Origin of the sequence: Halobacillus ihumii (assembly GCF_902726645.1) — a bacterium.
GTDB classification, from domain to species: domain Bacteria; phylum Bacillota; class Bacilli; order Bacillales; family Halobacillaceae; genus Halobacillus_A; species Halobacillus_A ihumii.
On sequence record NZ_CACVAO010000001.1, the window covers coordinates 713,283 to 726,102 of the forward strand.

The following is a 12,820-nucleotide window of genomic DNA, read 5'->3' on the forward strand; positions in this document are numbered from 1 at the left end:
ATTTTATCTTTTATCCAATTTGCGGGAAATCAAATCTCCAATGAATTGGAATATAAATACGATCACAACAATTAAGAACGTACACACAAGCACAACACCAAAATCACTGCGCTGGAATCCGTAAAAGTATGCAAAGTCACCAAGTCCCCCTGCACCAATCACACCTGCTACCGCCGTGTAACCAATCAGCGCAATGGCTGTTACCGTAATTCCTGATATTAAGGCTGGCATTGATTCTGGCAATAGAACCTTGAAAATAATGGTGGAATATTTTGCTCCCATTGATTTTGCAGCTTCAATAACGCCTTTATCCACTTCCTTCAAGGCAATTTCCACCAATCTAGCATAGAAAGGTGCGCCCCCAATAATAAGGGCTGGAAGAGCGGCTTTAGGTCCCCGAATCGTCCCCATTAGAAAATCGGTAAACGGAAATAATAACAGTATTAAAATAATAAAAGGAATGGCTCGAAATACGTTAACTATTGCTGCTGTGACCCAGTTTAATGGTTTGTTCTGCCATAATCCTCCCGGGCCTGACAGGTATAAAAGCAACCCAAGTAACAATCCAAGAATAAATGTTCCTGCTACTGAAATGCTTGTCATAAATAGAGTTTCATTCGTTGCTGTAATCATATCCTGCATTTCAACGTTCGCGAACAATCCATTATTCATTTGGGTTCACCTCCACTTGTACAGAAGTGGTTTGAATGTAGGCGATCGCCCTGTCTATTTCTTCTTTATCGCCAACAAACTGTACAAATAAGGTGCCATAAGCTCCTTTTTGTGTTTGCGTGATTTTCCCATGAAGAATATTTACATCAATTGTAAATTCTCTGGAAAGTTCACTGATAAGAGCCTGGTTCGTACTTTCACCAATAAAATGAAGTTTTACGATCTCACCGGTTTTGTATGTTTCATTGATAAGTCCTAATGAATGTTCACGATCAGGATCACCCATTACTTGGTCAACAAACCGTTTCGTAACTTTTTGTTTTGGATATAAAAACACATCCAGTACATCACCTGACTCAACAATTTTCCCTTCTTCCATTACGGCGACCCGATGACAAATTTTTCGAATCACATGCATTTCATGAGTGATCAAGACGATCGTTAATCCGAGCTTTCGGTTAATATCCACTAACAAATCCAATATAGAGTCTGTGGTTTCAGGATCAAGTGCTGAAGTTGCTTCATCACACAAGAGTACTTTGGGATTGTTAGCTAAGGCTCTGGCAATTCCCACCCTTTGTTTCTGACCACCGCTCAATTGTGAAGGGTAGGAACCACCTCTGCCCGACAACCCCACCAAATCGATTAGTTCATTTACGCGTTTTTTACGCTCTTCTTTTTTTATCCCGGCTATTTCTAACGGAAAGGATATATTATCGTAAACTGTTCTTGACCAAAGCAGATTAAAATGTTGAAAGATCATGCCTATTTCCTGTCTGGCCACTCTCAGTTTACCTTTCTTTAGTTCAGTAACATTTTCGTTATCAATGGTTACACGTCCGCTACTCGGCTCCTCAAGACGGTTCAAAAGCCTGATAAACGTACTTTTGCCAGCACCACTGTAACCAATGACTCCGTATATTTCACCCTTATCAATATCCAAGTCCAGCTTATCAACTGCACGGACATTTTGATCTTTCGTATAAAAAACTTTTGATAATTCCTTAATCGAAATCAACGCTGCGCCTCCTAAAAACAAGCTGCAATTCCCTATGTTCGAAAACTACACTGATTAAAGCTGCTCAGTAGATGAACTACCTTTTAAAGGGAAAAGCGCTATAGCCATAAAATAAATTAAAAAACGCCTTTCTGTTGAGAACAGAAAGGCGTTTACACGTCTTGATATCTTCTGTTCTCTCATCTGCCAAAGCATAAAGCTTTGCAGGAATTGGCACCTTTTCAAGTTATAAACTTGACGGTTGCCGGGCATCAACGGGCCAGTCCCTCCGCCTCTCTTGATAAGAGATACGTATATTCATATTTTCAAATGTAGTTTTCTTAATGATACAAACAGGATTTTAGCACCACTGGCTTTAAACTGTCAACAAAAATCGACATAAAAAAATCTCTTCCTTTTAGAAGAGATGACTTTTTCATTCTCTTCTCATCTTTCAAAGCTCTCTGCTTTGCTGGAATTAGCACCGTATTGTAAGAAAACCGGTTGCCGGGCGTCAACGGGCCAGTCCCTCTGCCTCTCTTGATAAGTGAAGATGTCGATATTTATAATAAGAATATGTTAGCATGGGGTTGCATTCTCGTCAATGAAAAAGTTAGGAGGAGCCTAGATGAACGAGGAAAATGACTTTGAATTATCTTTTATTCATTCTCACGAAACATACCGATTAACAGAAGATCATGGAAAAGTAATCATGATCACTTTTTGGGCTTCCTGGTGCCCTGATTGTGGAGTGGATTTGCCAAAGAAAGAGCAGCTCTTCAAATCCTTAGATAAAGAAAAAGTAAAGATGATCACAATAAATGTGAAGGGGCGGGAGAGAAATAACAATGACGGGAGAATTTTTACGGAGAAATTTCTCACCCAGCCAACTTTGGAGGACAACGGAATGGAAGTGTATAACCAGTATAAATGCGAAGGAGTACCTACTACCATACTCATTAACAAAGATGGGGATGTAACGCATAAATTTGGTGATAAAACCTCATTTCTCACCATTGTAGAAGCTGTTGGTACTCTAATCTAATGAGACAGCATTAATAACGATTCTATTAAAAGTACATCACGATACTCTCCTTCAATTCTAACGATAGACTTCGGGAGCGCAGTAAGTTTAAGGTTTCCTCCTAACAACTGGTGAAACACTTTATAAGTGGAGGAAATCTGTAAACGATCCGTAAGGTCCTTTTCACGCGTGAGCCTCATTCCATCTTTTGAAATATAAATCTTAATATCATAATTATTTGCTTGAATGGTTAAAAGTATTTTTCTTTTTTTCCACCTTGGAAGTAGATCTGACCTGTCATTAACTCGATTGATCCACTCTTCCACCAACTCAACCAAACTAATCCCCCCTTATAACTTCACAATAAAATTTCGTGATGTAGAGGGGAGATACCTGCCTTATTCCCTTAGAATCGTTCGCCATTTCCCGGGAAATCAAGCTACTTTTTTACATATTGCGCTATTCTCTCTAACATATGTGGGACAGAGTGGAATGCATAGATCTTCTCAACCACCCCGCCCTCCTTCGTAATTAGCATACACGGAACACTTTCTATTTTAAAATCTTGCATTAGTTTCGGGTGTAATGAAGCATTTAACTCATAAAATAATCCTGATTGATAAACTTCTTCTATAGTGACTAACATTTTTCTAGCAATGTGACATGTTCCACAAAAGGGACTATGAATAAAAGTGAGCGCTAAATGCTTCTCATTAAGGTGATTAGCTGCTTTTGATTCGTCTAATGTAAGCAATTTGCTCCTCCTAGATTAAATACATCGGCTTAACTTGAAAATGTCTGCTCAGCAGTGCACGAGCAAGTTCAGGCTCTGGGGTAGCTGCTACTTCTCTAAATGCTTTATCAATATAAATATGAACGGCATGAGGGAGTTCTTCAGTGAGCTGCTTTCGAAGTTTGTAACCCGAATCATCTTCATCTACCAAGATAAAAACTGGTCTATGATCAAGGTTGTTATCAAGAATTAACTCCTCCATTCTTTCAATTCCCAACGTACCATGCGTACATATAATCTCCACAGTCTCTTTCAAAACTTTGTTCAGCTTCTTTTTATCTGTAATCCCTTCGACAATCACAATTCTGTCTTCATTCAACCCTATCACCCACTATATAGAAACAGACCATGCCGTGTAAGCATGGTCTGCACATGATTTATAACAGCCTGTGTTCATGCAGGCAAAGACCATTCTTGTAACCTTGCCTGTACTCTTATTAGAGACGATTATTAATCTTCGTCAATCATTTCTTCATACTGCTCAGCAGACATTAATTGATCCATTTCAGAAGACTCACTTGGCTCAATGATGATCATCCACGCCTTATCATATGGAGACTCATTGACGAATTCAGGACTGTCCTCTAGCTCTTCATTGATTTCTACTACTTTTCCACTAAGTGGAGCATATAATTCAGAAACCGTTTTAACAGATTCCACACTGCCAAATGGCTCGTCCGCTTCGATTTCTTCACCAACTTCTGGAAGCTCCACAAACACAATATCTCCAAGTTCGGATTGTGCAAAATCAGTTATTCCAATTCGTACTTTACTTCCTTCTTCTTCTTTCACCCATTCATGCTCTTCAGAATAACGTAAATCTTTAGGTAAACTCATACCTATCCCTCCAAATTATAAATAGTATAAACAACAAATATAACCATAAAAGCTTTGAGCTTTTATTTCCAGCCTTCTGCTCACTAAGTCCAAGTCTCAGTGAACTGTTCCTCTTTAAAGCCGACCGTGACCTTTGTACCATCTGTTACGATTGGACGTTTAATTAACATTCCATCAGAAGCCAGATACGTGATCATCTCTTTTTCTGTTGCATCCTTCAACTTTTCTTTCATATTATGTTCACGATACTTCTTTCCACTCGTATTAAAAAATTTGCGAGCGGGAAGATCGCTGTGATGGATCAGCTGTCGGAGTTCGTCTTCATTAGGTGTCTGCTCAACGATATGTATTGATTCATAATCTAAGCCATTATCGTCCAACCACTTTTTAGCTTTTTTGCAAGTACCACAATTAGGATACCAGTAGAAGGTTAATGACATTCGCTTCCCTCCCTTACTGATGGTTGATTCTTATTTTACCATACTGACACGAAAAATATCATTCGTTAGTTCAGATTGGCTATAAGAAATCCATCGATCCGCATTCAAAAGGAGCCCTGAGAAGAAAAATCATGAACAGGGCTCCTTTAATTTAAACAGTGTATTTTTGTTCTTTAATTAACGTCTGGGCAATCTCTCGTTTTTTCGCAATTACATTTGAAGGTGTATGGCGGGTCAGCTTTCGTAAAGCTCCCAGCATCATCCTGAGTGAGTCACCGGCCTCTGCTGCTAACAATGTTTCTTTCGCATGAGCTTCGATACGATTGAAAGCTTCCTGTACATATACTTGAGTATAAAGGAGTTTTTGAGTATTTTTCTCTTCTCCTTGCTTTTGAATTGCCTTATCGGTTCTTAAAATTGCTGATTCCATGTTGTAGATTTCTCCTGTGATATCAGCAATGTTGACAAGAACTTCCTGCTCATTCTCTAGTTTCTCACCGTATTTCTGAGCGGCGAGACCAGCAGCTAAGAGAGCTATTTTCTTAGCATTCTTCAAAAGATATTTTTCTTGTTCTAATGCTTCATCACCTGGTTCTTCAGGCATCATTGTCATGATCTCTTCCTGAAGTGCTTGAGCTTTTTGCAGAAGAGGCAGTTCACCTTTCATTGCTTTTTTAAGTAGAGTTCCTGGTACAATCATGCGGTTTATTTCATTTGTGCCCTCGAAAATCCGATTAATTCGTGAATCCCTATACATACGTTCTACTTCATATTCCTGCATAAATCCATAACCACCGTGAATTTGCACGGCCTCGTCTGCAGCAAAATCCAACAGTTCGGTTGCAAACACTTTATTGAGAGAACACTCAATCGCATATTCTGCGATTACCTTAGCCACGGCTGCTCCATCTTTTAGCTGTTCATCACTTAGTTTACCCATACTTTGCTCAAACAGGCCGACAGTACGATAGACAGAGCTTTCGTTTGCATACGTATTAGCTGCAATAGATGCAATCTTTTCCTGGATAAGAGGAAATCCTGAGATTGGCGTTTTAAATTGCTTACGTTCATTCGCATATTTAACCGCCAATTCAATTCCGCGTTTCGCTCCCCCAACACCGCCAATTGCCAGTTTGTAACGTCCGACGTTAAGAATATTAAAAGCTATGATATGCCCTCTCCCGATTTCTCCAAGTACATTCTCAACAGGCACCTCAACATCTTCAAGTACTAATGTTCGTGTAGACGAACTCTTAATACCCATTTTCTTTTCTTCGGGACCCGTAGATACACCTGGGAAGTCACGTTCTACGATAAACGCAGTGAACTTTTCACCATCTATTTTGGCATAAACTATGAATAAATCAGCAAAGGCAGAGTTTGTGATCCACTGCTTCTCCCCATTAAGAACATAATGTGTGCCCGCTTCATTAAGCTTAGCCGCAGTCTTTGCACCGAGGGCATCTGAACCTGATCCCGGTTCTGTTAATGCATAGGCTGCTAGTTTTTCCCCCGTAGCTAACTGAGGCAAATATTTCTGTTTCTGCTCCTCATTTCCGAAAAAGACAATAGGGAGTGAACCAATTCCAACATGAGCTCCGTGAGTAACGGAGAATCCGCCTGCCCGAGAGAATTTTTCAGTGATTAGTGAAGAACTAATCTTATCAAGTTGCAGTCCGCCGTATTCCTCTGGCACATCAGCACCTAACAGTCCAAGTTCACCCGCCTTTTTCAGTAAAGCAACGGAATGTTCAAATTCATGATTCTCCAAATTATCAATTTTCGGGACCACTTCACCTAAAACAAAATCTTCAGTTGTTTTAGCAATCATATGATGTTCATCTGTAAAGTCTTCTGGTGTAATAACATCTTCTGCCGTTAAATCTTCTACTAAAAAACCGCCGCCTTTGATTATTTCTTTCGTTTCGCGCATCCCTGTTCCTCCTCTTAGATTAACTCAAATACACCCGCAGCTCCCATTCCGCCGCCAATACACATCGTCACAACACCAAACTGTTCATTCCTGCGCTTCATTTCATGAATTAAACTTAATGTCAGCTTCGTTCCCGTACAGCCAAGTGGATGCCCCAATGCAATAGCCCCGCCATTTACATTTACCTTGTCAATGTCCAGGCCAAGCTTTCGAATCACTTGCAGGGATTGAGAAGCAAAAGCCTCATTTAATTCAAACAGGCCAATGTCCTGAAGTTCCAGTCCTGCGAGCTTCAGTGCCTTTGGAACTGCCTCAATGGGACCTACCCCCATAATGTCCGGCTCTACACCCGCTACGGCAAATGACCGAAATTTCACCAGTGGGGTCATTCCTTCAGCTGCAGCTTTTTCCCGATCCATTACGAGTACTGATGCAGCACCATCACTCATTTGCGATGAGTTTCCAGCCGTCACTGACCCTGTAACGGAGAAGGCTGGTTTTAATTTTGCCAGCACCTCTGCCGTGGTACCTTCCCGGACCCCTTCATCCATGGAAAAGGTAACTTCCCTCTCTTTCAAGCGGTTTTTATGGTCTAATGTACGATTTGTTACTTCAACAGGAACAATTTCATCCTTGAACTTTCCTTCATGAATTGCTCTGGCAGCTCGCTCATGACTCCGGACAGCAAACGCGTCCTGTTCTTCCCGTGAAATTGAAAATCGATTCGCTACTTCTTCAGCAGTATGCCCCATAGACATGTAATACTCCGGGGCCTGCTCGACAAGCTTGACATTCGGTTTAATAACGTGGCCGCCCATTGGAATTAAACTCATGGACTCTGCCCCTCCAGCGAGAGCTGTTTCGCTATGACCAAGCATAATTTTTTCAGCTGCGTAAGCAATACTTTGCAAACCAGAGGAACAATAACGGTTAATGGTGATTGCAGGAACTTGATGAGGTAATCCTGCAAGACCTGCTATATTCCGTGCCATATTCATACCTTGTTCAGCTTCTGGCATAGCACATCCTATAATAAGATCATCAATTGCCCCGTCATAATCTCCTGCTCTCTTCAACGTTTCTTTTATCGTTAAGGCGGCAAGATCATCAGGACGTGTATGTGCAAGTGTTCCTTTTTTCGCACGTCCTACAGGTGTTCTTGCTCCTGATACTATTACTGCTTCCTTCACATTCCTTCCCCCTCTCTAATTACGCAGCGGCTTGCCTTTCAATAACATGTGCTGCATTCTGGCCTGAGTTTTTGCCTCCCCAATTAAACTTAAAAATGCCTCTTTCTCTAAATCAAGCAAATATTGTTCGTCAACTAATGTTCCTTCCTTTACACGTCCTCCTGCTAATACATAAGCCAATTTCTCCGCAATTTTCAGATCATGGTCACTTGCGTAGCCGCTAAGTGCAAGCGACTTAGCTCCAAGAAGCATCGTGGCAAAACCTTGTTCCCCCACAACTGGAACTTTTGTTCGTTTTGGTGCCTGATAACCAGAATCAGCTAGCCCAATCACCTTCTGTTTAGCGTCATGAAGCAAATGGTCCCCATTCACACTAATGGCATCACTCTGATCTAAAAAGCCATTTTCTTTTGCACCTTCTGCTGAAGAAGATACTTTGGCCATGGCTATTTTTTCAAAAACTGTATTGACAACCTTTTGCAAATCAAAATCTACGCCTTGCGGGATATTGCGTAAATGTTTAAGGTAAAGTTCTTTATTTCCTCCTCCGCCAGGAATGAGGCCTACACCTGCTTCAACCAACCCCATATAAGTTTCACTTGACGCTTGAATAGCAGCGGCTGGTAAACAGACCTCTGCGCCTCCGCCAAGGGACATGCCAAACGGAGCAGAAACTACCGGGTTATTTGAATATTTTATTCTCATCATGGCATCTTGGAATTGTTTCACAACTAATTCAATTTCAAAGAAATTATAATCCTGCGCTTCCATTAACATCATGCCAAGATTCGCCCCGACACAAAAATTCTTACCCTGGTTGCCGATTACCAGACCTTTATAATTTGTATCTACTTCATCAATCGCGTAGTTAATCATTTGAATAATATCCATGCCTATTGAATTACTTTGCGAATGAAATTCCAACCCTAATAATTCATCGCCTAGATCAATTAAACTTGCACCTGCGTTTTTCTTGATCACTTCTTTTGTTTCTTTAAGCCGCTTAAGATTTATATGTTTCGTATTGAAGTGTTGTTGCTGATACGAACCTTGATCAAAGTAGTAAACGTTTCCATTTTGTTGCTTATAAAATTGCTCATGACCCTCATTGATCATTTGCTCAATCCAATTTGGTATTGTTTCCCCCTCTGACTTCATTCTCTCAACTGATTCCTTAACACCGATTGCGTCCCATAACTCGAATGGACCCAGTTCCCATCCAAATCCCCAGCGCATCGCTTCATCTATAGATGGAACATCATCAGCAATCTTCCCATATAACTCTGCAGAATAAAGCAATACCGGTTTCATGATTGACCATATAAGATCTCCTGCACGGTCACCTTTAGCAGATACGAGGGCTTTAATCTTCCTTTTTGTCCCTTTTTCCTGTTTTGCCATTTCACTAGCTTTTGTTTTTAACTTCTGTCTTGGTTCATATTCAAGTGTTTCATAATTTAATTGAAGGATGTCACTACCCTTTTCCCCTCGTTTCTTCAGGAAAAATCCTTGGCCGCTTTTAGCCCCAAGCCAGCCCTTTTCTTGCATGGTTTTCATAAAATCAGGCACTGCAAATATTTCTTTTTCTTTTCCATCTACCTGTTCGTAGACATTATTAGCCACATGAATAAATGTATCTAATCCAACTACATCAAGAGTTCTGAATGTAGCACTCTTTGGTCTGCCAATCAGCGGACCTGTGATCGAATCCACTTCTCCTATGCTATAGTTTCCCTTTATCATTTCCTGAACAGTTACCAGCAGTCCATAAGTCCCGATTCGGTTAGCGATGAAGTTAGGCGTATCCTTTGCCACCACGACACCTTTCCCTAGGACATCCTCGCCAAATTCCTTCATAAAAGAAAGAATAGCTGGATCTGTAGTCTTAGTAGGGATCACTTCTAACAGTTTCAAATAACGAGGAGGATTGAAAAAGTGAGTACCCAAAAAGTGTTTTTGGAAATCTTCACTACACTCTTCAGACATTGCTTCAATCGATATTCCAGAAGTATTTGAACTAACAATACTGCCTTGTTTTCGGTGCTTATCGATGTCCGCAAGCACTTTCTTCTTAATATCAAGGTTCTCTATCACAACCTCAATCACCCAGTCAGTCTCTTGAAGTTTCTGCATGTCATCCGTCATATTACCGACCTCAATAAGGTCAAGACTGGCTTCGCTTGTGATCGGGGATGGCTTCTGCTTCTTTAATGCTTTTTTGCTTGCTGAAGCAAGCCGGTTTCGCACAGACCGATCATTTAAGGACAAACCATGTTTCTTTTCAGCCTCATTTAATTCACGAGGTACAATATCTAACAATAGCGTTGGGATACCCACATTTGCCAGATGGGCAGCAATCCCAGCGCCCATACCCCCGGATCCTAAAACCGCCGCTCGTTTAATCTTGTGACTCATTTGTCTCCCCCTATCCATTTTTGAATGAATACTCATTCATTTTATGGGTAAAAAAATAGCCTTATCTTTTAAGTAGCTACTTTCACTATAAAATATATTCTGACATTTCGCAATCTTTTTAGTGATAATTTTGGATAAATAATAAGACTAACTTTCATGAACAGCATTCAATGTCACCCGTTCAACTTCCATTATAAAAAGAAAGAAAAGCACGCCTTATGGTTGATACTTTTCCATTTGAGCTATTTCCCCATAACACCTTTTAGAACAAAAGCCACGTTTGCTGGTCGTTCAGCTAATCGACGCATAAAGTACCCATACCAATCATTCCCAAATGGAACGTATACACGCATTTTATATCCTTCGCTCTCCAGCTCTTCCTGTCGTTCCACGCGAATTCCATATAGCATCTGAAATTCAAATTGATCTTTCGGGATATTATGCTTCTCAACTATTTGTTTTGTGTATTCAATCATTGCATCATCATGGGTAGCTATTGCTGTATAGTTTCCATTTAATAAATGCATTTTGATAATTTTCTTATAATTTTCATCAACGTCTTTCTTATCAGGAAAAGCCACTTTAGGTGATTCTTTATATGCTCCTTTAACGAGGCGGAGGTTAGGATTATACTGGTCCAGCTCCTCAATATCCTCTGCTGTACGATATAGATAAGCTTGCAAAACTGTACCTATATGCTTGAACTCAGACCGTAATTGTTTAAAAATGTCGAGGGTCTGCTGGCATCGCTCATGATCTTCCATATCAATGGTAACAAACACGTCTTTTTCTTCCGCGACCCTCAGAATCCTTCTCATGTTTTCCATCACAGTGTCTTCAGAAATATCTAGCCCCATTGAAGTCAGCTTTAAAGAAAGCTGGGAGTCCAAGCCATTGTCAGCAATCGCTTTGATCGCTTCTATACAGCCGTCCGCCGCTTCTTTAGCTTCTTTTTCAGTGTCTATAAACTCTCCTAAGTGATCAATGGTTACAGCCAAACCTTTACCGTTCAATTGTTGAATGGTAGTTACAGCGTTAGGGATGGTTTCCCCAGCAACGAACCGCCCAGCTCCAAAACGCAGGCCATATTGCTTAGCCAATTTTGTAAAAAAACGATTTTTAGACAAAAACAAAAAGAAATTACGAAGAAGTTGTTCCAACTTAAAATCCCCCTGTAACCATGGTTCAAACAAAGAATTTTGTCTTTAGTTAAACCGTAAGATTGATGTATCATGCCTGTTTTTTGTAAACGTTATCATAATCATATCTTATCACTTTTTTTAGAAAATGGGTATTGTTTCGCCTGAAATGTCGACAGCAAGTTTATAATCTTATCTCATATTAATTTGCCTTATAGATCATACTAAAATGAATGATCATAAGGAGAGTGAACGATGATGCAGCAAAACCAATTTGGACAATTTAAAAGTTCGCAACCGATGGCTCAAGTGCCTCCAATAGTGAGCACGAAGGACCAGCTATATCTTTCAGATATGCTATCCTGGAATTTAAACGCATGCAAAAAGGCACACTTTTTTGCACAAAATTGCCAGACACCTGAATTACAACAAGCTTTAGAACAAGCTGGTCAAATGCACCAACGCCATTACGACCGTCTGCTTAACCACTTAAATAATCAGCAGAACAAACCGAATTAAGGAGGAGCTTTGATGAATCAAAACCAACCATCTAATAAAATTCAAAATCCTGAAACATCTGTTCCTAAAACGCCTCAAATGAATGAACGTGACTTTATTAATGACCAGTTGACAACCGAAAAGTATATGACAGGATCTTATTCAGTCGCCCTTAATGAAGCCAGCAATGAAACATTGTATCAGGATTTATCTACTATCTTTAAAGAAACCCAGGATTGTCAGCGAAACTTGTACAATCTTATGTTCAAAAACGGCTGGTATGCTGTCGAGCAGGCCGAGCAAACAAAAGTCCAACAATCCTATCAACAGTTTAACGGCTACAAAACACAGTTTCCTTATAGCGTTCAATAACTAGTAGTAATAGCGAAAAGCGCCCTGATGGACACAACAAAGTAGGATTCAGGGAGTACCGGATACAGAGGAAGTTCGACTAAGAACGGCACGTCCTGTGCCAACATCGAACTGACCCGCGTCCTGCGGGCCCAAAAATGCCTGGCCCCCACAAAGTTGGGCGCCAGGCTTTATCACGTTGCCGTTAACCCACTGGCTTATAGCCCTGGGCCTCAATTGCTTCTTTCATCAACTCTTTACTAACATAAGATTCATCGTATGCAATGGTGGTCTTCCCGCTATCCACATCCACTTCAACAGCATGTACCCCTTCTAGTTTCGTTAACACATCCTTAACGGCTTTCTCGCAATGACTGCATGTCATCCCATTCACTTCTAATGTTAGTTGCATCGTTGGCTCCTCCCTTTCCTTGCACTTTTCTGTTTATAGAGAATAACTCTAAAAGCTATATGAAGTGTGTTCCACATATAACCCGATTCCTAACCTCTTTTTTTAACGCGTGATATAAT

The 12,820-nt window shown here is 40.5% G+C and carries 15 protein-coding genes and 2 riboswitches; of the genes, 3 read left to right on the plus strand and 12 right to left on the minus strand.

The genetic code is table 11. The features are described 5' to 3' along the window. Window positions 1-3: 3 nt before the first annotated feature. On the minus strand, window positions 4-672 hold the full coding sequence (locus G6R08_RS03815; protein ID WP_163526755.1) for a methionine ABC transporter permease: 669 nt from the start codon (window positions 670-672) through the stop codon (window positions 4-6). Continuing rightward, complete coding sequence (locus G6R08_RS03820; protein ID WP_163526756.1) at window positions 665-1,690, minus strand: methionine ABC transporter ATP-binding protein; 1,026 nt, start codon at window positions 1,688-1,690, stop codon at window positions 665-667. Before G6R08_RS03820 ends, G6R08_RS03815 begins: the two co-directional genes overlap by 8 nt. A gap of 176 nt (window positions 1,691-1,866) precedes the next feature. Beyond that, a riboswitch (SAM riboswitch) is annotated at window positions 1,867-1,977 on the minus strand. Window positions 1,978-2,113: 136 nt separating this feature from the next. After that, window positions 2,114-2,219, minus strand: a riboswitch (SAM riboswitch). A gap of 78 nt (window positions 2,220-2,297) precedes the next feature. Here G6R08_RS03820 and G6R08_RS03825 point away from each other — a divergent pair. Next, window positions 2,298-2,714: a TlpA family protein disulfide reductase gene (locus G6R08_RS03825; protein WP_163526757.1), complete on the plus strand. Its 417-nt coding sequence runs from the start codon at window positions 2,298-2,300 to the stop codon at window positions 2,712-2,714. Here G6R08_RS03825 and G6R08_RS03830 read toward each other — a convergent pair. The 9 genes from G6R08_RS03830 to G6R08_RS03870 all read right to left on the minus strand — a co-directional run bounded on the left by G6R08_RS03830 (window position 2,711) and on the right by G6R08_RS03870 (window position 11,461). Then, window positions 2,711-3,031, minus strand: coding sequence for a hypothetical protein (locus tag G6R08_RS03830; RefSeq protein WP_163526758.1), 321 nt, complete (start codon window positions 3,029-3,031; stop codon window positions 2,711-2,713). The genes G6R08_RS03825 and G6R08_RS03830 overlap by 4 nt on opposite strands. A 101-nt stretch (window positions 3,032-3,132) precedes the next feature. Then, on the minus strand, window positions 3,133-3,447 hold the full coding sequence (locus G6R08_RS03835; RefSeq protein WP_163526759.1) for a thioredoxin family protein: 315 nt from the start codon (window positions 3,445-3,447) through the stop codon (window positions 3,133-3,135). Between the two features lie 10 nt (window positions 3,448-3,457). Continuing rightward, complete coding sequence (locus tag G6R08_RS03840; RefSeq protein ID WP_079526965.1) at window positions 3,458-3,805, minus strand: toprim domain-containing protein; 348 nt, start codon at window positions 3,803-3,805, stop codon at window positions 3,458-3,460. A 131-nt stretch (window positions 3,806-3,936) separates the two neighbouring features. Then, complete coding sequence (gene gcvH, locus G6R08_RS03845) at window positions 3,937-4,323, minus strand: glycine cleavage system protein GcvH (protein WP_163526760.1); 387 nt, start codon at window positions 4,321-4,323, stop codon at window positions 3,937-3,939. Between the two features lie 83 nt (window positions 4,324-4,406). Continuing rightward, window positions 4,407-4,763 (minus strand): arsenate reductase family protein, encoded by a 357-nt coding sequence (locus G6R08_RS03850; protein ID WP_163526761.1) that lies wholly within the window; start codon window positions 4,761-4,763, stop codon window positions 4,407-4,409. Window positions 4,764-4,914: 151 nt separating this feature from the next. Then, window positions 4,915-6,696, minus strand: a complete 1,782-nt coding sequence (locus G6R08_RS03855) for an acyl-CoA dehydrogenase family protein (RefSeq protein ID WP_163526762.1) — start codon at window positions 6,694-6,696, stop codon at window positions 4,915-4,917. Between the two features lie 14 nt (window positions 6,697-6,710). Further along, window positions 6,711-7,886: an acetyl-CoA C-acetyltransferase gene (locus G6R08_RS03860; protein ID WP_163526763.1), complete on the minus strand. Its 1,176-nt coding sequence runs from the start codon at window positions 7,884-7,886 to the stop codon at window positions 6,711-6,713. Window positions 7,887-7,901: 15 nt separating this feature from the next. After that, window positions 7,902-10,301 (minus strand): 3-hydroxyacyl-CoA dehydrogenase/enoyl-CoA hydratase family protein, encoded by a 2,400-nt coding sequence (locus tag G6R08_RS03865; RefSeq protein WP_163526764.1) that lies wholly within the window; start codon window positions 10,299-10,301, stop codon window positions 7,902-7,904. A 242-nt stretch (window positions 10,302-10,543) separates the two neighbouring features. Continuing rightward, window positions 10,544-11,461: a proline dehydrogenase family protein gene (locus G6R08_RS03870; protein ID WP_163526765.1), complete on the minus strand. Its 918-nt coding sequence runs from the start codon at window positions 11,459-11,461 to the stop codon at window positions 10,544-10,546. Window positions 11,462-11,695: 234 nt separating this feature from the next. Between G6R08_RS03870 and G6R08_RS03875 the strand changes: the two genes are divergently transcribed. Next, complete coding sequence (locus G6R08_RS03875; RefSeq protein ID WP_420810370.1) at window positions 11,696-11,959, plus strand: hypothetical protein; 264 nt, start codon at window positions 11,696-11,698, stop codon at window positions 11,957-11,959. Between the two features lie 12 nt (window positions 11,960-11,971). After that, the gene (locus G6R08_RS03880) at window positions 11,972-12,310 is read left to right on the plus strand and encodes a spore coat protein (RefSeq protein WP_079526978.1); all 339 of its coding nucleotides are present in this window, start codon (window positions 11,972-11,974) and stop codon (window positions 12,308-12,310) included. Between the two features lie 184 nt (window positions 12,311-12,494). On the opposite strand, the gene G6R08_RS03885 is transcribed toward G6R08_RS03880, so the two are convergent. Beyond that, window positions 12,495-12,701 (minus strand): copper ion binding protein, encoded by a 207-nt coding sequence (locus G6R08_RS03885; protein WP_079529097.1) that lies wholly within the window; start codon window positions 12,699-12,701, stop codon window positions 12,495-12,497. Window positions 12,702-12,820 lie beyond the last annotated feature (119 nt).